Below are 21,421 nucleotides of genomic sequence, written 5' to 3'. Positions count from 1 at the left end.
ATAGGCCGCCGTCAGGCTGCCCTTTGCCGGAATCTGGTCTCTGGATGGGATTATTGCTTCAGCAGTGAGAGATACAGTTCCTTGGTGCGTTGGGCCATGGCCTCAACACTGAACCGGTTGCGGAAGGCCTGCTGATCGACAGGGGGCATCCGCAATGCCTGTTCCGTCACAGTAAGCGGGTCGGCATCGTCTTGCATGAAGGTAATACGGGGATAGTAGCCGGAAATTTCACGAACGGGTCTGGTCTCCCGCGCAAGCACCGGCAGGCCGAAGGAGCAGGCTTCCAGCACCACGCCGGGCATACCTTCCCATTGGGCTTGCGAAAGGAAGATGAACAGGTCGAACATGTTGTAAAAGTTCGCTACGTCCTTGCGCTCTCCGGTGAAGCAGACGCTTTTGCCGTCTCCGTAGCCTGCTGCTTCCTGCCGCAGGGCATCCAGTTTGTCTTTGGGGGCTCCGCCGACGATAACAAAGGCAAAACGGTCGGATTGCGAAAGAAGGGTGCGTGCGAACTGCATACAGAATTCCACGCCCTTGCCTCTTTCCAGTCTGCCGAGGAAACCTATGCAGATTTTATCCGGCGCAATTCCCAGGGATTGCTTGAGGGCACGCGGGTCGGTGTCGGGCAGCATGGCGTTGAAGTCCACGCCGTTGTGCAGCACAGCCAGTTTGTCCAGAGGCAGTCCTGTCTGTTCTGCGTAAAAATCCAGCGACTCCTGTGAAACGTGCACAACCTTGTCCGTGAAGAGGCGGTGGATGATGCTTTCTTCCACCTTTTGCTTCCAGCGGTGGAGCGGCCTTTTGGCATACCAGTGCAGGCCACGGCTGTGCACCTGGCCAATACGGACGGGAACTCCGGCCATGGCGGCCGCGAGAATGCCGGAAATGTTGCCGCCCAGCGAATGGGTATGCACAATATCCGCATTATGCTCTCTGAACAGCGTGCTCATGCGGCGTATGCCGCCAATATCCCACTTGCCCTTGAGCTTTACGAAATGTGTCTTTACCCCAAGTTCCGGCAGTTCTTCCCAGAATACGCCTTTGTCCTTGTAGGTAACCACATGCACGTCGAAATCCTGGGTCAGAAGCGGCAGAACTGAACGCATGCGGCGTTGCACACCGCCAATGTTCAGGTTGTTTGTCACTCGGAAAAGGACAGGCTTACGCATGCGGGATCCTATTTGAAGCAGCTCTTGATGAATTTGATGATAAGGCGGGGGGAGGCTGCGCACCGTGTGGCCAGCACCATTCCGAAACGTTCGCGAAGTTTTGTGAGAAAGGTGAACAATCCTGAATGATCTTTCTGCCAGATAAATTTGGTGATCACACCGCGGGCGTATTTGCGCACCATGACGGTTCGCCAGCCTCGCAGGGCTCTCGGAGCGGCGAGCTGTTTGCGGACCGCACTTTCATAAGGATTGGTCACATAGGCAAGGTCGTCGATCAATACGTCCGGTTCGACGTTGCGGGAATAGCCGCCGGAAAAATCCCGATGGTCACAGACCATGTCCGGTTCCCATGCAACATCACCGACAAGACATGCGCGTAGTCCCACAAGTTCGTCAAGGCTGATCATGCGTGGCGGAATATTGTCTGCCAGCAGCTCCTGCATGACATCGTTTCGAACGAGCATGCGGGAGAACAACGTGATGGGCACACGCGGGTATGTCTTCAAAAAGTAATCCAGCCCATTTGTAGCCGGGTGCAGTGGCTCCCTTTTTTCTTCAATTCGACCATCTTCCTTGATCATGCGGCAGCCGCCTATGACAAGGCTGACAGAATCATCGGCATGGTGCATCAGGCGGGCAATGCAGTCGGGATGCATGATGTCATCGTCATCAAAGAACTTGAGCCAGCGTCCCTTGGCTTCCCGCGCCAACTGCAGGTAGTTTGCGGCAAGCCCCAGTGATGGCGAGTTTCTGATATATCGCACGCGGGGATCGCTCAGACGGGAGTCTGTAATGCGTTTGATTTCGTCCGTTGGGCAGTCGTCGGAGACGATTATTTCACGGACTGATACGGATTGCGCCAAACAGCTATCCAGACATTGGGCGAACCAGTCCGGCTTGTAGCTCGGAATCAGAATGGAAACATCATATTCAGTCTGCGTCATGCGTTCTTCAAGGCTGAGCGTTGAGTCCGGTAAAAGGGGCTTGTGGATTTTTTGGCTCCCTGTCGCGAATGCAATGACAGGGGATGGCTACAGTATTGTAGCGGGGTTTCAACATACTTGCAGCTATGCGTCAACATGTCATGCTGGTCCCGTGGGGCTCAGCCCTGCTGTTCCGCGCTTGCCGTTTTCCTATTGTGGGCTGCCCGTTCTATCAGGGCCAGATAGCGTTCAAACACTTCCGCATCATCCTGCACGCAGTTGAACGGCTGGCCAGCCGGAACCTGCTGTAGGTTCAGAATGGCCTGACTTAATTCCTCCGGCGTGGGGTCGTTGACCACAATGCCGTTCTCGCCGTTTTTGATGAGGTCGCAGGCGCCGACGTCTTCCGTGGTTACCGTGGGCACGCCCATGGCAAGAGCTTCCGCTACCACGCTACCGAAGGTGTCGTAGAACGAGGGGTGGCAGAAGACATCCAGTGCCGCATAGAATTGGGGCATGTCGTCCACCTTGCCGGGGAATATGATGCGTTCGTGTACGTCGAGGGAACGGGCGTATTCGATGTACTTGGTGTGATTGCGCCCGCCTGCGGCAATAAGCATGTATTCCGGGGGCAGCAGGGTGAGCGCCTTGATGAGCCGGTCCAGTCCCTTCAGTTCGAAGTTGGTTGAGCAGAAGCCTATGGCTTTCTGTCCTTCGTGCAGGGAGTACCATATGCGGGCGTCATGGCGCAGCTCATTGAACTTGTCCGGGTTGAAGCGCGCCGTGTTCACTCCGTTGGGAATGACGGCAATCTTCCCGTGGGTACCGGGAAAATGGGTTTCCACGGCCTGCCGTACCTTGTTGGAAATGGCGAGAATGCAGCGCGTGTCCGGATGCGGATACACGGAAAGATCCAGCATGGGCATGAGCCAGTTGATGGGTGAGAAAAAACGTACGATGAGCTTGGAAAGCTTGCGTAGCGGGTTGCGCTGGGCGCGCATGCTGCGGGCCAGAAAATCAAGGTGCGGCCCGCCGGAACGGTATATGGTGCAGCCCGCAAAATTGCCGAAGCAGAAGGAGACCGTTCCCTTTGGCAATTGGGCAAGGCGCGATTTCATTTTGTGAAACAGGCTGAAGTGCTTGAGAAAACGTCCGGGGCGCCACATGCCCACTTCCACGACCTCGGTGCGTGGTTTGCCCGCCGCGGCTTCATCGGTTTTGTCTTCACCGCAGAAGACCGTGACAGGATAGCCCCTGCTGATGAGGAATTCGTTGAAGCGGTAGCAGAATTGCTCCACCCCGCCGTAGCGGGAGAAGGTTTTTATGAACAGCGCCACAGGCGGGCGCGTCGTTTGTTGCATGGCTGCCATCTGTCCCCGTGTTTCTGGTGTGTTTTTAAAGAATAAGGAAACCTGAAGGAACGGTCATGCCGGTGAGGGGGGACGGCTCCGCCGGTATGAAGTGTTGCACGTTTCCTGTTCTGCTTATCGGATCGAGCCGCCCATGCCTTACGTGCACAGGGCCGTCTCAGTCAACGGCGAGGCGCTTATCCGTCGGTAGTATTGCATTTTCTGTATCAGGAATGTGCGAAGGTATGCAAACGCGAAACATCTGATGGAAAAAAAAGCCCTTTCAAACCCTTGCGGCGGGTTTACAAATATGGACATTTGGGCCTATGAACACACTTTTCATGAAGCGTACGCGATGTACGACATACTGAGAGGTTTTCCCGAATGACAAAGCATTTCACGAGAATCAGAGATCTGGGCTGTGAAAACGCGCACAGGCTGATTGCCCGCGCCAAGGAAATGAAGGATACGGACCATCGCAGCGACTTGATGGCAGGTAAATCCGCCATCCTGTTGTTCGAGAAAGCCTCAACCCGAACCAGGGTGTCTTTTGAGACGGCGCTGCATCACCTTGGCGCCAAGACCATTTTCATGACCCCTGCCGAGAGCCAGCTTGGCCGCAGCGAGCCGCTCAAGGATACCGCACGCGTGCTTTCCCGCTACAATGACTGCATGATCGTGCGCACCTTCGGGCAGGAGAAGATCGAAGAACTCGTCCGCTACGGCAGCATTCCGGTTATCAACGCCCTGACCGATCAGGGGCATCCCTGTCAGGTGATGAGCGACCTGCTCACCATCTACGAGCAGAACCCTGATTTCAGCAATATTCGTGTGGCGTGGATAGGCGACGGCAACAATATGGCAAATTCCTGGATTGAAGCCGCCATGTATTTCCCCTTCGAGTTGTTCATGGCCTTCCCTGCCGGATACGAGCCTGACAGGAACATGCTCGGATTTGCCCTGCAGGCCGGTGCCAAGATTTACTGCACCCATGATCCCAAAGAGGCCATTGAAGGTGCTCACTTCGTGAATACCGATGTGTGGGCATCCATGGGACAGGAAGCTGAACAGGCCCGTCGTGAAAAGGCTTTTGCCGGCTACATGATAGACAGCAATATGATGAAGTACGCTGCCAAGGGCGCCAAGTTCATGCACTGCCTGCCCGCACACCGCGGCGAGGAAGTGAGCGAGGAAGTCTTTGAGAGCGAAGCATCCATAGTTTTCGATCAGGCGGAAAACCGTCTGCACATGCAGAAAGCCATTCTCGAATGGATTTTCTCATAGCGTTCGCAACGCGATCCGGTTCGTACGCGGGATTCATGCCCGCATAGATTGAGTGCATACAAGGAACAACGATGAGCAAGGATATCAAAAAGGTCGTGCTCGCCTATTCCGGCGGGCTTGATACGTCTGTGATCCTCAAGTGGATCGCCCTTACCTATAACTGCGAAGTGGTTACCCTTACCGCCGACCTCGGTCAGGAAGAGGATCTTGACGGTGTGGATGAAAAGGCTCTTGCCACCGGGGCTTCCCGCGCCTACGTGGAAGACCTGCGTGAAGAGTTCGCCCGCGATTTCATCTTCCCCATGATGCGCGCCAACGTCGTGTACGAAGGCCGTTATCTGCTGGGTACCTCCATTGCCCGTCCGCTCATTGCAAAGCGCCTTGTTGAGATTGCCCATGCCGAAGGTGCACAGGCCATTGCCCATGGCGCCACCGGCAAGGGGAACGATCAGGTGCGTTTCGAGCTGGCCTCCATGGCTCTTGATCCCAAGCTGAAGATGATTGCTCCGTGGCGTGAATGGAATTTCCGTTCCCGTACCGACCTGACCAACTTCGCCCAGCAGCATGGCATTCCGCTGCCCGTTGCCGCTTCCCGCAAGCTCTACAGCATGGACCGCAACATGCTGCACTGCTCCTTTGAGGGAGGCGAACTGGAAGATCCGTGGAGTGAACCGCTGGAAGGCTCTTACATCATGTCTGTTCCGATCGAGCAGGCTCCTGATGCGCCCGAATACATCGAGCTTGAATACCTGCAGGGCGATCCGGTTGCCCTGAATGGAGAAAAGCTCAGCCCCGCCGAGATGATGAAGGCGCTGAACACGCTGGGCGGCAAGCACGGCATCGGCCGTCTGGACATGGTGGAAAACCGTTTCGTGGGCATCAAGTCCCGTGGCGTGTATGAAACCCCCGGCGGCACCATCATGCATATTGCCCATCGCGATCTCGAAGGCATCTGCCTTGACCGCGAATCCATGCATCTTCGCGATTCCCTGATTACCCGTTACTCCGAGTGCGTGTACAACGGATTCTGGTTCGCTCCCGAGCGTGAAGCCCTGCAGAAGCTCATTGACGAGACCCAGAAGAACGTTACCGGGACCGTGCGTCTGAAGCTCTACAAGGGCAATGTGGTCCCCGTGGGTCGCAAGTCTCCCTTCTCCCTGTACCGTGCAGACCTCGCTACCTTTGAAGAGGACGAGGTGTACAACCAGGCAGACGCCGCAGGCTTCATCCGTCTGCAGGGCCTGCGCCTGCTCGGCTACAAGAAGTAGTTTCAGATTCCGGCGGTGTTGCCGTCGGGAGCCGGTTACGGCTTACCAGCGTCTGAAGAATAGGTTATACAGGTGGGGTAGCGTGGCATATGTGCCGCGTTACCCCACTGTTGGCATTGAAGGAAGAATTGTATCGGGAACCTTTCGGGCTTTTCGCGGATGCGGCGTTTGCACCTGCGGGAGTTTCCAAAGGAGCGGCTGGTCCTCTGGCCGCCAATGGCACGGTTTCCATACTGCAGCACAATACGGAACAGACATGGCAGAAAAGAAGATGTGGGGCGGACGCTTCCGCCAGAAGACAGCGGCCCTTGTGGAAGAGTACACCCAGTCCGTCTCTTACGACAGACTGATGTACCGTCAGGATATCGCAGGCTCCAAGGCTCATGCCCGCATGCTGGCACGTCAGGGCGTCATCTCGCAGGACGATGCGGACAAGATCGTTTCCGGTCTCACGCAGATTCAGGAAGAGATTGAATCCGGCGCGTTCGTCTGGCGCAGAGAGATGGAAGACGTGCACATGAACATCGAAAGCCGCCTTTCCGAACTGGTGGGCGATGCGGGCAAGCGCCTGCACACCGGTCGTTCCCGTAACGATCAGGTGGCGCTGGATTTTCGTCTGTACGTGTCCGATGCCATCCGTGAGTGGCAGGAACTGGTGCGTTCCGTGATCGCCGAGCTGGTCAGGCAGGCAGAGCAGCATGTGGACACGCTGCTGCCCGGATGCACTCACATGCAGCCCGCACAGCCCGTGTCGCTGGGCCATCATCTGCTGGCCTATGCATGGATGCTGCGCCGGGATTATGACCGCATTGCCGATTGCGACAAGCGTACGCGCGTTTGTCCGCTTGGCGCTGCCGCGCTCGCAGGTACCACCTATCCGCTTGATCCGGCATCCGTGGCGGAGGAGCTGGGCATGTTCGGCACGTTCCGTAACTCCATGGACGCTGTTTCCGATCGCGACTTCGCGCTTGAAGCCATGTTCTGCGGTTCGCTCATCATGGCGCACCTGTCCCGTTTCTGCGAAGAGCTCATCATCTGGGCCAACCCCAACTTCGGTTATATTTATCTGCCGGATGCCTACGCAACCGGCTCCAGCATCATGCCGCAGAAGAAGAATCCCGATGTGGCGGAAATCATGCGTGGCAAGGTCGGCCGCGTGTACGGCGCTCTGACAACTCTGCTCACCACGGTGAAGGGGCTGCCCATGACCTACAACCGTGACCTGCAGGAAGACAAGGAACCCTTCATGGATGCGGATAAGACCGTTTCCAACTCCCTTGCACTCATGGCGGGCATGCTTTCTGAATTGCGCTTCAACACGCAGCGCATGGCCAATGTGATGCGTTCCGGCTTCCTGAATGCCACAGAGCTTGCAGACTATCTGGTGGGCAAGGGTGTTCCCTTCCGTGAGGCGCACCACATTACCGGTGCGGCGGTTGCCTTGGCAGAAGACAGAAACAAGGCGCTGGAAGACCTGACCGTTGAGGAATTCCAGACTGTTTCAGAGCTTATCACCGAAGACGTGTACACAGTGCTGGCCTATGAGGCTGCCGTGGCGCGCCGCAAGACACAGGGCGGTACAGGGCCTGACTCCGTGAAGGCCCAGCTGGCCGAACTGACCGACTGGCTTGCATAAGCCAAGCTTTTATAAAAAGTATGAAACCCCGCTCCGGCGGGGTTTCTTTTTGATGATCGGTTAAGCCTTATTTTATTTACGAGCGGAATTGTTAGAAAAAATAATCATAAAGATAGGATAAACGTATTGACACTTTTTGGAAAACTCAGCTAGTGGGGAAATGTTTGGAAGAGCGGATTCCCCTTCTCCGTGTGTGGGGAGAGCGGCGCTACCGTTCGTGTTACGGCATCCTTGAAGACACTTGGGCTTCCTTTCAGAGATCTACAGGGTTCGGACAGGCTGCGGTACACTTTGTACAATTTATTATTTTATCTGGAGTTTTTAGGCTATGTCCAAGAACATCTATGTTGGCAACCTGTCCTGGTCCGCAACCGACGACGACCTCCGTTCCCTGTTCTCCGACTACGGCAGCGTTCTGTCCGCCAAGGTTATTGAAGACCGTGAAACCGGCCGTTCCCGCGGTTTCGGTTTTGTTGAGATGGAAAATGCAGACGCCCTTCAGGCTATTGAAGCTCTGAACGGCCAGAACTTCCAGGGCCGCGATCTTCGTGTGAACGAAGCTCAGCCCCGTGAGCGTCGTCCCCGTTACTAGGACGTCCAGTTGACAGAAAGCCCGCCGTAAGGCGGGCTTTTTTTATGCAAGCAAAAGCCCCCGTTCCGAAAGAGCGGGGGCTTGTTTGTACCTGTCAGGCTACCGTCTGTATCGACTGGCCGGGAGGAGGGACTAGTCGACCTTGTAGAAGGCCTTGGCTGCAGCACCGCAGATGGGGCACTTGCCTTCGGTGAATTCGCCCTCATTGGTGTAACCGCATACGGAGCAGTTGTAGTAATCTACGTCCTTGGGGTTATCCAGAGATTCAAGCATCTTGCTGTACAGTTCCGCATGAACCTGCTCAGCCTTGTTGGCAAAGCCGAAATAACGGGCTGCCACCTTTTCGCCTTCGGCTTCAGCTTCAGCGATCATCTGGGGGTACATGTTCTTGAATTCATGGGTTTCACCCGCAATGGCGTCCTTGAGGTTGGAAATCGTGTCGCCAATCTTGCCAGCGTTACGCAGATGGCCGTGGGCGTGGATGGTTTCTGCGTCTGCAGCAGCACGGAACAGCTTTGCGACCTGGGGGAATCCTTCCTTTTCAGCCTGCTTTGCGTATGCGAGGTACTTGCGGTTGGCCTGGGATTCACCTGCAAAAGCTTCCATCAGATTGGCAAGAGTCTTACTCATCGATTTTTTCTCCTTAAATAAAATTGTCTGTTCAAAGTATATGAGTTGGCCGTGCGGCCTCTCCTTAATAGGAATAATTATTATTTAGAGAAAACTGGTTTCGATGTAAAGCAAAAAATGAAAAATCTAATAATTCTTCGTAAACTCACATTTCTTTGTCCTGCGAGGGGGCGGTATCTTCCTCGGGCAAGCCATCTTCCGGGGTTACTGTCGGGGCTTCCGGCTGGGGTAGCGGATCGTCTGCCTGCCTACCGGTCTCTGCTCCTTCTCCGTCTAATGCCTGTTCAGGATTCTGTAACGGAGCTGCATCAGACTCCTCGCGGTAGTTCGCTGTTTGTTGTCCATAAGGCCGGTCGTTGACAAACTCCGGTTTCACCTGTCCTTCCTCCAGAACAAGGCGGGCGGAGTAAGGCTTTCCGGCTTTGGAAACAAAGTCCAGAGGTTGCGCCGTGCGTCCTGTGGCAAGCAGCTCACGGACAATCTCTTCCGGCAGCTCACGTCCGAACATGCTTTTCCAGATGACAAAGAGGCAGCCACCGTCTTCGCGTTTCCAGCGGGAACAGCTGTAGCCTTTTTCGCGTTCCATGATCTCGCCGCCGCACAGGGGGCAGTTGCCGTCAGGTTCACGTACCGGCAGGGAACGGGCCTTGGTTGCCACGATCAGGGATGTGACATTGCGTCCCTTGATGTGGCCCACACCACGGCTGACCATGGTGCGTATCTCGCGCATGAAGTCGGGGTAGGTGTATTGTGCGGCCTCAATGTCTTTGAGCTTCTTTTCCCACTGGCCTGTCATTTCCGGCGAAGAGACTTCGGGAAGCAGTGCGGAGACGATGTCCGCGACTTCAAGCCCTCTGTCGCTGCAGATCAGCTTCTTACCATCTTTGTTTACGTAGCCGCGCGACAGCAGTGTTTCAATGATTTGTGCGCGGGTGGCAGGCGTACCGAGTCCCCGTTCCTTCATGGCGTTACGCAGTTCATCATCTTCCACGAACTTGCCCGCAGTTTCCATGGCGGCAAGCAGGGACGCGTCTGTGAAATGCGCGGGAGCCTTTGTCTGGCGGCGAACGGCATTAACGGCCTCAGTGCTGACTTTGCTGCCCTTGCGCAGGGCGGGCAGGGGGTTGTCTTCGGCTGCGCGCCACGGTTCCACTTGTAACCATCCTCGGTCCTTGAAGACCTTTCCCTTGGCAATGAAGGTGTGGTCTTCCACCACGATGTGCACCGTGGATGCGGAAAATGTGGCTTCCATGCTGAATGCGGCAATGAAGCGACGGCAGACCATGTCGTAAATGTTGCGTTCCTCGCCGGACAACCGGTCAAGGTCCGCCTTGTTTGCCGTGGGAATGATGGCGTGGTGGTCCGTGACTTTCTTGTCGTCCACGCAGGGAAATTTTTTGCCTTCACGTACGCGTTCAACGGCAGGTACGGTCTCATCCGGATAAAGATGATAGATGGCCCTGAAGTAGTTCAGAATCTCGGCAAAGAGCTCTTTGGTCAGGTGCCGTGAATCGGTTCTGGGGTAGGTGAGCAGCTTTTTCTGTTCGTAAAGAGCTTGCGCGATGGTCAGAGTATCCTTGGCCGAATAGCCGAAGCGGGTGTTGGCCTCGCGTTGCAGGGTGGTCAGGTCAAAGGGCAGGGGCGGTTTTGTGGTACCCTTGCGGCTTGTGGTGCTCTCCACAACGCCGTCTTTGCCTTCGCACTCGCTGGCAATTCGGTTGGCCTGCTCTTCCTTGCTGATGCGTGTTTCATCCAGATCGGGCGGCCGGTGCCACGTGGCGGCAAAGGGCGGTTCCTGCTCGTCTGCCGGGGCGTTGGGCTTGCCGAAAGATCCTTCTACCGTCCAGTAGTTCTGGGGGACGAAGTGCTCAACGTCGCGGCGTCTGTCTGCCAGCAGTTTGAGCACCGGCGTCTGTACTCGACCAACGGAGACAAGGCTGTTGGCCTTGATGGTGAAAATCCGGGAGAAGTTCATACCGATGAGCCAGTCGGCTTCGGCGCGGGCAAAGGATGCAAGGCCGAGGTTGCGTTTGTTGCTGTCCGGCAGCAACTTGTTCAGGCTTTTTTTCAGCCCTTCTTCGGTCATGTCACTGGCCCAGAAGCGTTTTACGGGCTTGGAGCATTCCGCCATCAGATAGATGCGGCGGAAGATGAGTTCCCCTTCGCGACCGGCGTCCGTCGCGTTGATGACGGTGTCCACGTCGTCCAGATTCAGCAGTCTGTTCAGCACGGCAAACTGCTTGCGGCCTTCAGCGAGGACGGCAAGCTTGAACTTGGGCGGTATGATGGGCAACTGATCCAGCGTCCACTTGCCTTTCCATACCTCATGCTGGTCTTCAGGTTCGGCAATGCCCACAAGGTGGCCGACTGCCCAGCTGACCAGATGTGTGGGGCCTTCAATATAGCCGTCCCTGCGGCCGGTGGCGTTGACGAGGGGGGCTATTTCCCGCGCGACTGACGGTTTTTCTGCGATGATGAGCGTTTTGGACATGTTGCCGAGGATGTAGGCCGAATGCGGGATTTGGTCAACTCGGCCTTGTGTCGGGCTTCCTGATCCGGCGCCGGGTGAGGTGTGTTTCGTGCGGCATTGCGCTTATGGCATTGCTGGCTCCGGCATGGCTTTTCTCAACAGTGTGTTGACCTTGCGCCTGCCTGCCGCTATCCAGCCAGCATGACCGCACGTTACTTCATACCGGACTCCTCGTTCCACAGGGTGGAGGAGATGATCAAGAAAAGCCGGTTTATCACCACAATGGCCCATGCCTCATCCACCGAGGCGGCACGGGAGTTCATTGAGCGCATCAGGGTAGAGCACCCGGATGCGACCCATAACTGCTGGGCGTTTCAGGCCGGTCCTCCCGGGAGCACGGCTCAGGTGGGCATGAGCGATGACGGCGAGCCGCACGGAACGGCAGGCAGGCCTATGCTGAACGTGTTGCTGCATGCGTCTGTGGGTGAGGTTGCCTGCGTAGTGACGCGGTATTTTGGCGGGATCAAACTGGGGACCGGCGGACTGGTACGGGCGTATGCAGGAATGGTGAAGGCGGGGCTGGATACCCTGCCGGTACGGGAGCGTATTGTGCCCGTACGGATGGAGGTAGTGCTGGACTACAGCGCCGTTACCCTGTTCAAGCGCCTGCTGCCTGACTATGAGGCTGTGGTGCTGGAGGAATCGTTCACGGTGGATGTTCGCTATCTGCTGGAAATGCCGGAAGAGAGAGCTGAGGGATTGCAGCGTGCTCTTGAGGAGATGACCAACGGTACCGTACTTGTGGAGTTGTTGAATGAAGGGGGGGACTAGCTGTTACGTGCGGGAATCATTCCTAGTCTGCAAAAACAAGACAGCCGAAACGCGGGTGTCGGTTTTTCTGTCAGTCGGCGGCCAACGAAGTCCAGAAAAATGAGACTCCGTCATGCCGTGACAGCGGTCGGAAAAGGATTGCATCTTGCGTAGGGGGCGATTTTTCTACCGGTAGTCGGGCCTGCAAGAGCCAGGGATGATAAGAGTTTGTGGTGGGGCATTCTTCTGTAATATAATTGTAAGGATTACAAACAGATTGTTGCTTGTTTTTACTGCCAGTCGTGCAACTTCGTCTGACGGTTTATGAAAAAGAAATATGTAAAAAAAACTCGCCATTAGTCTGAAAGGCCGACACTTGCGTGTCGGCCTTTCTTGTTTTGTTGGACTGCCATTGCATTTTCGGCAATGTGCGTTGTTTTTTGGGTGCCGTTAGCCCTGACGTGCATCCTCATCCACAACCCAGATCAGTTCGCCGTTTACGGGTTTCACCTTTTGGGCAGGCAGGTCGGGAGAGCCGAGAATATTCAGGGCCTTTGCCAGTACTTCATGCTTCTCCTTGCCCTGCACCATGAATATGCAGCAACGGGCGTTATTCAATACGGGCAGGGTCAGGGTGAGCCTGTCGCTCTTGAGTTTGCTGATTCGCTGGTCAATGACGAGGCGGTCCTTGATGTTGATCCCTTCTTCTTCGGGGAAGAGGGAGGCCACATGGCCATCAGCCCCCATGCCGAGGAGGATGCAGTCGAAACGGGGCAGTTCGCCAGCTCCAAGTTCGAAATGCTGGCGGAGCAGACGTTCGTAGGCTTGGGCGGCCTCTTCGGGGTCCAGTTCGCCTCGCATGCGGTAAAACTTGGTGGCTTCCACTTTTTGCAGCAGCTCGTCGCGGGCAACGCGGTAGTTGCTGTCGGAGTGGTCGGGGTCTACGCAGCGTTCATCCACCCAATAGAAGAGCACTTTTTCCCACGGCAGACTTTTCTGGAACTCGGGGGTTGCAAGCAGTTGGAACAGCAGGGTGGGGGTTTTGCCGCCGGAGAGGGCGATTGTGAAGGTTCCCCGTTCGGCAATGGCCTTTTGGCAGCGTTCGATGACCAGTTTGGCTGCAAGGCGTGCAAGGGTTTCCGGATTCTCGGCCACGTGCAGAGAAAGTTGGGTGGAAGTGGGCATATGGAAAACTCCTGAAGCGTCCCGCAGGGACGCGCTGCATTTGATCGGGTTATAGGTAATACGGCGAAAGCATGCCACAATCTACAGCGGGTGTGAATACGTGAAATGCTCAAAGTGGGCTGCAGGCTGGGCAATGCGGTGAGGTCTGATTATTTCGCGGGCAGGTAGCGGTTGCGTTAGCTGGCTTCTACAGGGAGCATGCTGCGGTTTGCCGGAGTTGGCTTCGGAGCAGAAAGCAGCTTTTGGGTAAGGCGCTCCCGCCACCGGGGGCGTCTTTGCGAGTGCTCGGTGGTGGAAATTATTATTGTCTATCGTGCTGTAATGATGAGAAAATAAAAAAGCCCGTCCTTGCGGCGGGCTTTGTCTTTGATGCTGCCTTACGGCTTAGCGCTGAATCCGCACTTCGAATACCGGCGGTTCCAGAATCTGTTTTTTAACGGCGCAACCTTCCACGGTGCGGATGAGCGCTGTTTCAAAGTTCTCGGGGAAGTCGGCGGGCACGGTGATGGAGGTGGTGATCTTCTGGGCCCGGTACTTCTTCGGATCAGGATCGAATTCGCATTCCATGGAGATGGCTATGCCGTCCACGGAGATGTTTTTCTTGTCGCAGAAACGCTTGGCATACACCCCCGCACAGGTGGCGAGGGCGGCAAAGAAGAGTTCAAAGGGAGTGGGGGCGCTATCTTCTCCTCCCTGCTTTTCCTTCTGGTCCGTGTGTACGGTGAAGTTGCGGATGGTTGCGGCGACCTTCATGCCGCCTTCGTAGGTGACATCGAGAATGGTGTTGCTCATCAGGAATCCTGTTAGCCTATGGTTTCTATGCTCGCGTAGCGCGGCTCATGCAATGCGATGACCGTGGAAGCCAGGGATTTCACCTTGAGCATGATTTCGTAGCTCTCCACGGGGTTGATACAGGTGCCGGGGGGAATGACTTCCATCTCCTTGGCGCGTATTTCTGCAGGGGGATTGAGGTTTTCGTCGATGACGCAGAAGCCGGTGATGGCAACGGTGCCCTCTGCGGTATCGATAAGCACACTCAGGCCGCCCTCGGTGTGTGCCGGGGTGTGAATGACACGGATGCCGGACACGATTTCCTTTTCGCTTTCCGTGATTGCCCGGATCTGGCCGTTTTCCTCCACGTCTTCGATGTAGTCTTCAAGATAGCGGAAGTCCAGCGGATGCGGATCGTGGATGCGTTCAAGCTCGCGTTCGTGCACGTAGATTTCGGCATTTGCGCACTTGTAGTCGTTTTCGCAGTGGTCGTTGTGCAGGTGCGTGTGGATGATAATGTCTATGTCGTCCGGCGTGAGGCCGTATTTGGCGAGACCTTCTTCAAAGGTGTAGATGGGGCCGCCAATGGCCTTTTCACGATCCTCGGACTTGATGGGCTGCATTTCGCCCGTATCCACAAGAATCTTCTTGTCGCCGCCTTCAACGTACCAGCAGTAGATGGGAATGGTGTAGGATTTCCCGTAGTCGTGCTGATAGGTCATCATGCCTTTATCGAATACCTTGGTGCCCATGACAATGGGGTGGATCTTGTACTGCATGGCGTTCTCCGTATGCGAATGTCAGATGGAATCACGGAGACTATAAGTACTTTCATTCCGGATGTCATGAGATGTCCTCCCGAAAAAGGAGGTTTTTGGGATGGGCGCTATTCCTGTGTGCTGCGGCGGGGCAGAAAGGTGCTGCGTAAAAAATCGGGATGGAAGAAATACAGTGGGTTGGCCACAATGCGGTCGGGCAGGATGTGATACCACCGGTAGCCAAGCTCGCGGAAATACCGATGGGCCTGTGCACGGAATCCCGTCTCCGAGGCAGCAAGGAGAGCCGCATCCCGCTGGCAACGGGAAGAGGAGACCGGTCGCAGAATGCGCGGTTTGAAGCCGTAGCGTCGTAATGTGGCGCGAACCCGCTCGAACTCCCTGAAGCGCGAAAGGGCGTCTGCCTGACACAGCAAAATGCCCCATGCAAACAGGGCTGAAAGAACCCAGAACACGGCAGCAAGAAAACGATTGCCGGAATCGCTTTCAAGGCTGGCTTCTGCTCCGCACAGCAGAGAGAGCCCCGCCATGCTGATTGTGGTCATATGGGGAAAAGGGGCTACCCGGACGTAGCGCGATATCGCTTCCGTGAATCGTGTACGCATGCAATGCTCCCGTGAGATAGCTCTATGTCAGCGAAAGCGATGCGTCAATATCTCGAAGCATGCGCCCTGCGGCCGGAGTTGTAGGTCCTGTCTGTGGACGCGACAAGGTGTCCCCCGCCCGGAGAGCGCGGGGATGGGAGCATGATGAGGGGGTGAATTATGCTGGAAGCTGCAGGCGATATCAGTCGGCGACGACTCTGTCCTGACCGGTCTTCTTGGCCATGTTCAGCCGCTTGTCCGCAATGGCAATAAGGGCTCTGGGGCGCAGGTCTTCGGCGGGCAGTTCCATCGTGTCTGCAATGCCGCCTGAGAATGTGACCTTCACGGGAGTTCCATTGGCACTGAAGCTTGTCGTTTCCATTGTGGCGCGGAAGGAGTCGATCAACGTACGGCAGAGAGTCTTGTCGGCCTCGGGGAAAAGGATGAAAAACTCACTGGTGCCCATGAGTGCCACCGTGTCCTGATGACGTAACGATGCCGTGAGCGCCGCGTTGAAATGCTTTATGAGTTGCTCTGTGGCGATGATGCCGTGTGTGCCTGAGAGCTCACTGGTCTGGTCGATGTCCAGAATGGCAATGCTAGCCGGTGTACCCCGTTCCCTGACCTGATCGAAGCAGGCTTCTGCTTTCTGGAAGAAGAGGTGTCTGTTCGGAATGGCGTTCAGAGCGCCGGTGTGGGTAATCTCCTGTACTTCTCTCGTCAACTGCTTGAAGGGAGTAATATCCTGCAGTGTGCCTGAAGCCTGTCGGGGAGGCAGGCTGCCGGTTTGCACCAGAGTGCCGTTACAGGCAACCCAGCGAAGGCCGCTGGCGCTGGTTCGGAATTCCAGATTGATTGTCTCGGTGCTGTCCTGCAGCGCGGCCTTCAGTGCCGCATGGAAGGTGCTTACCGGTGATTCGGCAAGCTTATCGATTTCTTCCGGGGTAAGCAGGATGGGCACTGATGGCAGGCCGAGCAGGGAAGCCGCCCGTTCATCCAGATAGAATTCGTTCTGTCGGATATCCCACTCCCAATATCCCGCCTGCGTGCTGGCAAGAATCTGGCGTGTTTTGAAGCGCATGGTATCCAGATCGGATTCGGTCTGCACCCGAAGGGTATGCTCAGAGAAAAGTCTGCGTCGGAATGTCCACCACATCAGAAACAACAGGGCAGTCGCCGGAGTGGCGTAGAGAACGAACTGCGTTTCGTAGCTATGCCAGTCGATGATGGCCTGCGTGGGCCGGTAGATGAAATTGTTCAGGTTGTATCCTGGCTTGGCAAGACCGAGTTGGACAAATGTATCTGCCATGTGCCGGAATCGTCCCGGATTCATGTGCCCGATCTCGATTACCGTGGGCATGATCAGCTTCTTCATCTCCTGGTACTCGAACCAGAGATGCTCCTGCGTTCTCGGGATGAGGGATGGCGGGTATTTGGTGGAGATGGTGCGGATGAGTTCATCTGGATGGTTCAGGGCATAGTGCCATCCCTTGAGAGACGCACGGGTGAATGCCTCAACCAGATCAGGGTCCTGAGCGGCAAGAGTTTCTGTGGTAAACAGGCTGTCGCCATAAAAGTCGATGCCGTACCACAGGGGGCGGAGCAGGCGGTAGGGGATGGAGGCCTTCTTCAGAAAAAATGGCTGGTTGGAAAGGTAGCTGGAGAGGGCTTCCACCTTTTTGTTGACGATGCCATCCATGGTAAAGGTGGAAGGCACGTGAATGACCTTGTCCTTGGTCAGCCCTTCGTTCATGAGCAGGGCATAGATTTCGGCATCGCTTTCAAGATCGCCCATTTCCAGTATGCGACCGGCAAGATCCTGCGGGGTGTAGATGCCGGAGTCGGATCTGACCAGCAGGGTTGCTGCAGAGTGCTGGAAAATGGCGGCAAGGGCTACAACGGGTTGCCCACGCAGGCGGGCCAGCAGCATTTCCGAGCCGCCGACGCAAAACTCTGCCTTGCCTTGCATGATCTGCGTAATGGGAACAATTCCCGGGCCACCTTCCAAAATGGTTACATCCAAGCCTTCCTGCCGGTAGTAGCCCTGTTCAATGGCGGCGTAGTAACCGGCAAACTCGAATTGATTCTGCCAGTGCAGCTGCAAGGTAACTTTCCGGAATGTGGCAGATGCTGTTTGCGGAAGTGCCAACAGCAGGAACAAGGCGCAAAGCAGCAAAGGAAAGAGCTTGTTTTCCCGGTAGTAACCTTTCTCTCTTGAGGCAGTGAGGTCAGAGGAGAGGGCGGTTTTGGTTGCTGCCATCTTGCTTTAATTCCTGTAAGAAATGTTGAGCACTTGTTTCGGAATGGTAAGTGGATGCCCAAGCTGTGTCAATGTAGCGGCGGGAAATACATTTCTCATGGTCAGATTTTCCGCATTTTCTTTTCCTGGTGCTCGCTATCTGGGGCTTGTGATTCCTTTCTCTAACACGGGTGCAGCTATTGTGTCGATAGTAATACATTTAGTATTTGTGGCATTGCCATTGCAAGTCTTTCATCAAGATTTGAGGGGAGATTATCCGAAAGGAGGCTGTCATGCAGGAATATTCCATTGAAGCACAAGTTGTGGAAAGGGTTGAGGCGCTCTACGAGGGCCAACGCGCTGTGCATGTGAGCGCTTCTGACATTCTCATCCTCATGGAGGGCAAGCGGGCCATTGCCCGTTCAGCCATCAAGGTCGCAGAAGCCGTGGGGTTGCGAGGACAGGATGTGGTGAACAATCTGTTCGATAACATGTATTATGTGGAGCCTTCCGGATCACTGGTCATGGCCATTTACATGCCGGAGCACGGGCTTGAGCTGTTTGCTGAAGTGCCTGCGCGCATGTGGACGTTCAAGGGCCAGAGCCATTACTTGAATTGACAAGGGCGGAGTTTCGAAAACAGGCTTGACGGAGTATGCGGAATCATTAATTATTCTTTGAGTAACATCTGTGAATTCTTATGACTTTGCGCCATGATCTGATTGTTCGCAGCAGAAGCACTGGAGGTAATTGGGCAGCCGGTGCGTGTTACGCAAAGGAGTGTGTGGTCATGCAGATTCCCATGCGCCAGGAGTATATCCGCAAGCGTTTGCAGGTACTCAGGCCGGAACAGAGAGTCATATGCATGGATCCCGAGAACCTCGCCCTGCATCAGGAAGCTGCAAAGGTCCTGGAAGAGGCTTCCAAACACGTCGCCTCAGAGGCAGGGGTTCCCGTTTCGATCATCCATGACAGGCTGTTCCAGTATGTCTTCCGGCTGGAACCTTCGGGCAACTTGCTGCTGGTGCTGTCGGTGCCGGAACGGGATGTGGAGTTCAATGTGGAATTGCCGCCGGCCCTCTGGAAGATAACCACACCGGAAAAGCGTGCATGAAATTACCATTGCGAGTATGATGAAGCGGCCCGCCTGAGGGCCGCTTTTTTATATCCCCACGGCGCGGGTGGGGGGTGGACGTATATGCCTTGGTAGCGTACAGGGCTTGGCAGCGGAGGACGCATGACTGAAGATTTTGATATCATGAACGACGAATTGGATGAGAACGGGGACGAGGAGTATCTCAGCCGTTCAGAAAAGAAGCGCAGAAGCACGGCCCGCCAGAAGATCGGCGAAGATCTGGCGTGCATGCCCATAACGGCAGTGCGCAGCTTCGGGCTTCCGCCTGCCCTTGTGGCGGCCTTTGAAGACTATCACAAGTATTCCAAGCATGAAGCCAAACGCCGACAGATGCAATTCATCGGAAAAATGTTGCGAGAGATCGATATCACCGAGATTGAAGCCCGCTTGAACGACTATCATGCCGGACGCGCTTCCGCTACAGCCGACTTTCATCATCTTGAGAGGCTGCGGGATGGGCTTATGGCCGAAAAGGCCGATGCACTGGACGACATGCTGGAAATGTATCCGGCAGCGGATGTGCAGTACGTGCGCCAGTTGGTGCGCAACGGCAAGAAGGAAATTGCTGCGGGTAAGCCACCCAAGGCAGCCAGAACACTGTTCCGATATCTGAGAGATTTTGAGGAACAGGAGTAGGTTGATCGCATGAAAAAGCCGGGCACTGCCCGGCTTTTCTGTTTTCTTCTGATTGCGCTTACGCTGCGTCGTCAGCCAGTTTTGTCTCACGATACAGCCGAATGGTGTATCGGGCGACGGAGAGCATCTCGGTGAGCCGCGGGAAGCGGGACAGCAAGGCAGAGGATGGATGGGCATCCCGCGGAGAAGGATCGGAAAGGATCCTGCGATGGATGCGTTCGGCAATGTCCTTTTCACCCAGATGCTCCAGAGCAAGGTACAGTGCCTTGGCAGTCGCTTCCGGTTTGTCGGTGAAGTGACATGCTCGGGATATCTGGGTGGTCAGGTCTGCCTGCGGCTCAAGCCGGTGGCTTTCTGCAAAGGCGCGGGCTGCGGCCGTGTAATTTCCCTGTTTCAGCAGGAAGTTGGCTGTGCCGGTTAAGGGGTTGGGCACGTCCGGCCGTTCCTTGGCAAGCTGCTGGAAGACGCTGCGGGATTCGGCAAACTGCTCAAGGCGGGCATAGGCTTCCGCAGCCATGCGCAGATATTTCTGTGCCTGTCTGGAATCGCCCTTGCCGCGCCATGCACGGGCAAGGCCCAGATACGCCTCGGCATACAGCACGTTGAGGCGGACTGCCTTGTTGAAGGCGCTGATGGCCCCGTTGTAATCTCCGGCGGCAAGTTTATCCATGCCTGCCTCATACAGCACTTCTGCACGCGGACGGGCAACATCCGCTACTGCGTGCAGTTCTTCCAGCGCCTTGTCAAAGTCGCTGGTTTCCAGAGCCTGTTGTCCCTTGCGCATTCTGTTTTCGAAATATGATCCGGTCAGGGCTTTGGCGGCCAGAAACAACTGTTCCTCAAAGGCTGTAGTGGTATAGGGGCGCAGGAGAAAGCCTGAGCATCCTGCCTTGATGCCTGCAAGCACGTCAGCACGCGTGGCGTTGGCGGATGCCAGCACCACAGGCAGCGCCGCAAGTTTGGGGTGCTTACGGATGATGCCGATAAAATCGGCTCCTCGCATGTCGGCAAGCGTGGCGTTGCAGATGACCAGATCAAAAGGAGGAATATCGTTCCGCGCGGTTTCGTCGGCAGTCTGTTTTGCCAGAAGTCTTGCCGCCTCTTCGCCGGACGAGAGTATACGCACGTGCCGTATACCTTGGCTGTGCAGGGCGCTACGATCTATGGCGGCAACGCCTTCGACGTCCGCAATGATGAGTGCGGACGCAAAGGGAGAAACTGTTTTTTTTCGCATTGTCAGGGCCTCGCTGTTGTGCCGCCCGTCGGGGGAGAGTGGCGGCGTGAGCTTGCCTGTCATATCGGCATGCCGGTCGGGGAACTTTAGTCTTTGCGGCGGACAACAAAAGGCCCGCCATGAGGCGGGCCGGTTATGCACGTTTGGTTTCGGTTGGGGGCTACATCGTCATGTATGCGAGGAAGCATAACGCGAGTAATGAGAACAGACCGGTTGCGATATACATGCGTTGCAGAAACAAATCATACTCCATTGTTGCAGCGTGAGTCTGGCGCATACTCAGCTTCTACTTGTAAAGAGGAATGACCTTTGCCAGCCGTGGCGGGGTTACCGCCTTCTCCGCTCCCTCTTTTTGAATGGCGTTGTCTCTGTCGTATTCCGTTCCGCAGTGATAGCATCTTCGCGTGCTTTCGTTGTCGTGCAGACGGATGAGGGCTCCATCCCTGTTGTAGCAGGCAGAGCAGAACGGGCCCTGTTTAATGTTTCCGGTGATCAGCCAGTAATGACTGCCATCGAAGATGAGGTTTTTGGATAAATAGAGAATGTCCTCAAATTCCTGAATCTGGGATTTGAGAACACTGTTTTCGTCACATGTTTCAATGTAGCGTGACTGCAACTCCATGAGCAGGTGCTTTGCTTCTTCGCATTTTCCCTTCAGGAAAAGCTCGTACACCTCTTTGTATCGGTAATAGTTAAGCATGATACATTCCCTCGTACCGTCTTAGAGTTG

At 55.5% G+C, this 21,421-nt stretch carries 20 protein-coding genes; 8 read left to right on the top strand and 12 right to left on the bottom strand.

Annotated features, from left to right (window positions below):
- Positions 1–50: 50 nt before the first annotated feature.
- The 3 genes from N1030_RS07020 to N1030_RS07010 form a co-directional block, all read right to left on the bottom strand.
- Positions 51–1,169, bottom strand: a complete 1,119-nt coding sequence (locus tag N1030_RS07020) for a glycosyltransferase family 4 protein (RefSeq protein WP_265828532.1) — start codon at positions 1,167–1,169, stop codon at positions 51–53.
- 8 nt (positions 1,170–1,177) lie between these two features.
- Positions 1,178–2,113, bottom strand: coding sequence for a glycosyltransferase family 2 protein (locus N1030_RS07015; RefSeq protein WP_265828531.1), 936 nt, complete (start codon positions 2,111–2,113; stop codon positions 1,178–1,180).
- Positions 2,114–2,271: 158 nt separating this feature from the next.
- On the bottom strand, positions 2,272–3,453 hold the full coding sequence (locus tag N1030_RS07010) for a glycosyltransferase family 4 protein (RefSeq protein WP_265828530.1): 1,182 nt from the start codon (positions 3,451–3,453) through the stop codon (positions 2,272–2,274).
- Positions 3,454–3,825: 372 nt separating this feature from the next.
- Here N1030_RS07010 and argF point away from each other — a divergent pair, with 372 nt between their 5' ends.
- The 4 genes from argF to N1030_RS06990 all read left to right on the top strand — a co-directional run bounded on the left by argF (position 3,826) and on the right by N1030_RS06990 (position 8,221).
- On the top strand, positions 3,826–4,725 hold the full coding sequence (gene argF, locus N1030_RS07005) for an ornithine carbamoyltransferase (RefSeq protein WP_265828529.1): 900 nt from the start codon (positions 3,826–3,828) through the stop codon (positions 4,723–4,725).
- 71 nt (positions 4,726–4,796) lie between these two features.
- Positions 4,797–5,993 carry an argininosuccinate synthase gene (locus tag N1030_RS07000; RefSeq protein WP_265828528.1) on the top strand — a complete coding sequence of 399 codons (1,197 nt, stop codon included), beginning with the start codon at positions 4,797–4,799 and terminating at the stop codon, positions 5,991–5,993.
- Positions 5,994–6,249: 256 nt separating this feature from the next.
- On the top strand, positions 6,250–7,629 hold the full coding sequence (gene argH, locus N1030_RS06995; RefSeq protein WP_265828527.1) for an argininosuccinate lyase: 1,380 nt from the start codon (positions 6,250–6,252) through the stop codon (positions 7,627–7,629).
- Positions 7,630–7,957: 328 nt separating this feature from the next.
- The gene (locus N1030_RS06990; protein ID WP_265828526.1) at positions 7,958–8,221 is read left to right on the top strand and encodes an RNA recognition motif domain-containing protein; all 264 of its coding nucleotides are present in this window, start codon (positions 7,958–7,960) and stop codon (positions 8,219–8,221) included.
- Positions 8,222–8,353: 132 nt separating this feature from the next.
- On the opposite strand, the gene N1030_RS06985 is transcribed toward N1030_RS06990, so the two are convergent.
- Positions 8,354–8,851 (bottom strand): rubrerythrin family protein, encoded by a 498-nt coding sequence (locus N1030_RS06985; protein WP_265828525.1) that lies wholly within the window; start codon positions 8,849–8,851, stop codon positions 8,354–8,356.
- 145 nt (positions 8,852–8,996) lie between these two features.
- A complete protein-coding gene (locus N1030_RS06980) occupies positions 8,997–11,342 on the bottom strand; it encodes a type IA DNA topoisomerase (protein WP_265828523.1) in 2,346 nt (781 codons plus the stop codon).
- A 180-nt stretch (positions 11,343–11,522) separates the two neighbouring features.
- Here N1030_RS06980 and N1030_RS06975 point away from each other — a divergent pair, with 180 nt between their 5' ends.
- Positions 11,523–12,152, top strand: a complete 630-nt coding sequence (locus tag N1030_RS06975) for a YigZ family protein (protein ID WP_265828522.1) — start codon at positions 11,523–11,525, stop codon at positions 12,150–12,152.
- 429 nt (positions 12,153–12,581) lie between these two features.
- Here N1030_RS06975 and pgl read toward each other — a convergent pair whose 3' ends face one another.
- The 5 genes from pgl to N1030_RS06950 all read right to left on the bottom strand — a co-directional run bounded on the left by pgl (position 12,582) and on the right by N1030_RS06950 (position 17,707).
- Positions 12,582–13,316 carry a 6-phosphogluconolactonase gene (gene pgl / locus N1030_RS06970; RefSeq protein WP_265828521.1) on the bottom strand — a complete coding sequence of 245 codons (735 nt, stop codon included), beginning with the start codon at positions 13,314–13,316 and terminating at the stop codon, positions 12,582–12,584.
- 384 nt (positions 13,317–13,700) lie between these two features.
- Positions 13,701–14,108 (bottom strand): OsmC family protein, encoded by a 408-nt coding sequence (locus N1030_RS06965; RefSeq protein WP_265828520.1) that lies wholly within the window; start codon positions 14,106–14,108, stop codon positions 13,701–13,703.
- Between the two features lie 11 nt (positions 14,109–14,119).
- Entirely contained in the window at positions 14,120–14,866 is a 747-nt protein-coding gene (locus N1030_RS06960) for an N-acyl homoserine lactonase family protein (protein ID WP_265828519.1), read from the bottom strand.
- Positions 14,867–14,973: 107 nt separating this feature from the next.
- Positions 14,974–15,468 carry a hypothetical protein gene (locus tag N1030_RS06955; protein WP_265828518.1) on the bottom strand — a complete coding sequence of 165 codons (495 nt, stop codon included), beginning with the start codon at positions 15,466–15,468 and terminating at the stop codon, positions 14,974–14,976.
- A gap of 181 nt (positions 15,469–15,649) precedes the next feature.
- Positions 15,650–17,707 carry an ABC transporter substrate-binding protein gene (locus tag N1030_RS06950; protein ID WP_265828517.1) on the bottom strand — a complete coding sequence of 686 codons (2,058 nt, stop codon included), beginning with the start codon at positions 17,705–17,707 and terminating at the stop codon, positions 15,650–15,652.
- A 272-nt stretch (positions 17,708–17,979) separates the two neighbouring features.
- On the opposite strand from N1030_RS06950, the gene N1030_RS06945 reads away from it, so the two are divergent.
- The 3 genes from N1030_RS06945 to yjgA all read left to right on the top strand — a co-directional run bounded on the left by N1030_RS06945 (position 17,980) and on the right by yjgA (position 19,457).
- Complete coding sequence (locus N1030_RS06945; protein WP_265828516.1) at positions 17,980–18,306, top strand: hypothetical protein; 327 nt, start codon at positions 17,980–17,982, stop codon at positions 18,304–18,306.
- A gap of 170 nt (positions 18,307–18,476) precedes the next feature.
- A complete protein-coding gene (locus N1030_RS06940; RefSeq protein ID WP_265828514.1) occupies positions 18,477–18,800 on the top strand; it encodes a hypothetical protein in 324 nt (107 codons plus the stop codon).
- A gap of 123 nt (positions 18,801–18,923) precedes the next feature.
- Complete coding sequence (yjgA, locus tag N1030_RS06935) at positions 18,924–19,457, top strand: ribosome biogenesis factor YjgA (RefSeq protein WP_265828513.1); 534 nt, start codon at positions 18,924–18,926, stop codon at positions 19,455–19,457.
- Positions 19,458–19,515: 58 nt separating this feature from the next.
- On the opposite strand, the gene N1030_RS06930 is transcribed toward yjgA, so the two are convergent.
- Together N1030_RS06930 and N1030_RS06925 are read right to left on the bottom strand one after the other, a co-directional pair.
- Positions 19,516–20,691, bottom strand: coding sequence for a tetratricopeptide repeat protein (locus tag N1030_RS06930; RefSeq protein ID WP_265828512.1), 1,176 nt, complete (start codon positions 20,689–20,691; stop codon positions 19,516–19,518).
- Positions 20,692–20,977: 286 nt separating this feature from the next.
- Positions 20,978–21,391, bottom strand: a complete 414-nt coding sequence (locus N1030_RS06925; RefSeq protein WP_265828511.1) for a hypothetical protein — start codon at positions 21,389–21,391, stop codon at positions 20,978–20,980.
- Positions 21,392–21,421 lie beyond the last annotated feature (30 nt).

Origin of the sequence: Desulfovibrio mangrovi (assembly GCF_026230175.1) — a bacterium.
In the GTDB taxonomy this organism is placed as follows: Bacteria; Desulfobacterota; Desulfovibrionia; order Desulfovibrionales; family Desulfovibrionaceae; genus Halodesulfovibrio; species Halodesulfovibrio mangrovi.
Note: the sequence above shows the minus strand (reverse complement) of the source record. Positions and strands in the feature narration are given on the sequence as shown.

What these genes read in the sequence shown, in the direction of transcription:
- N1030_RS07020 (WP_265828532.1), bottom strand. Translation starts at nt 1,169, where the DNA reads ATGCGTAAGCCTGTCCTTTTCCGAGTGACAAACAACCTGAACATTGGC.
- N1030_RS07015 (WP_265828531.1), bottom strand. Translation starts at nt 2,113, where the DNA reads ATGACGCAGACTGAATATGATGTTTCCATTCTGATTCCGAGCTACAAG.
- N1030_RS07010 (WP_265828530.1), bottom strand. Translation starts at nt 3,453, where the DNA reads ATGCAACAAACGACGCGCCCGCCTGTGGCGCTGTTCATAAAAACCTTC.
- argF (WP_265828529.1), top strand. Translation starts at nt 3,826, where the DNA reads ATGACAAAGCATTTCACGAGAATCAGAGATCTGGGCTGTGAAAACGCG.
- N1030_RS07000 (WP_265828528.1), top strand. Translation starts at nt 4,797, where the DNA reads ATGAGCAAGGATATCAAAAAGGTCGTGCTCGCCTATTCCGGCGGGCTT.
- argH (WP_265828527.1), top strand. Translation starts at nt 6,250, where the DNA reads ATGGCAGAAAAGAAGATGTGGGGCGGACGCTTCCGCCAGAAGACAGCG.
- N1030_RS06990 (WP_265828526.1), top strand. Translation starts at nt 7,958, where the DNA reads ATGTCCAAGAACATCTATGTTGGCAACCTGTCCTGGTCCGCAACCGAC.
- N1030_RS06985 (WP_265828525.1), bottom strand. Translation starts at nt 8,851, where the DNA reads ATGAGTAAGACTCTTGCCAATCTGATGGAAGCTTTTGCAGGTGAATCC.
- N1030_RS06980 (WP_265828523.1), bottom strand. Translation starts at nt 11,342, where the DNA reads ATGTCCAAAACGCTCATCATCGCAGAAAAACCGTCAGTCGCGCGGGAA.
- N1030_RS06975 (WP_265828522.1), top strand. Translation starts at nt 11,523, where the DNA reads ATGACCGCACGTTACTTCATACCGGACTCCTCGTTCCACAGGGTGGAG.
- pgl (WP_265828521.1), bottom strand. Translation starts at nt 13,316, where the DNA reads ATGCCCACTTCCACCCAACTTTCTCTGCACGTGGCCGAGAATCCGGAA.
- N1030_RS06965 (WP_265828520.1), bottom strand. Translation starts at nt 14,108, where the DNA reads ATGAGCAACACCATTCTCGATGTCACCTACGAAGGCGGCATGAAGGTC.
- N1030_RS06960 (WP_265828519.1), bottom strand. Translation starts at nt 14,866, where the DNA reads ATGCAGTACAAGATCCACCCCATTGTCATGGGCACCAAGGTATTCGAT.
- N1030_RS06955 (WP_265828518.1), bottom strand. Translation starts at nt 15,468, where the DNA reads ATGCGTACACGATTCACGGAAGCGATATCGCGCTACGTCCGGGTAGCC.
- N1030_RS06950 (WP_265828517.1), bottom strand. Translation starts at nt 17,707, where the DNA reads ATGGCAGCAACCAAAACCGCCCTCTCCTCTGACCTCACTGCCTCAAGA.
- N1030_RS06945 (WP_265828516.1), top strand. Translation starts at nt 17,980, where the DNA reads ATGCAGGAATATTCCATTGAAGCACAAGTTGTGGAAAGGGTTGAGGCG.
- N1030_RS06940 (WP_265828514.1), top strand. Translation starts at nt 18,477, where the DNA reads ATGCAGATTCCCATGCGCCAGGAGTATATCCGCAAGCGTTTGCAGGTA.
- yjgA (WP_265828513.1), top strand. Translation starts at nt 18,924, where the DNA reads ATGACTGAAGATTTTGATATCATGAACGACGAATTGGATGAGAACGGG.
- N1030_RS06930 (WP_265828512.1), bottom strand. Translation starts at nt 20,691, where the DNA reads ATGCGAAAAAAAACAGTTTCTCCCTTTGCGTCCGCACTCATCATTGCG.
- N1030_RS06925 (WP_265828511.1), bottom strand. Translation starts at nt 21,391, where the DNA reads ATGCTTAACTATTACCGATACAAAGAGGTGTACGAGCTTTTCCTGAAG.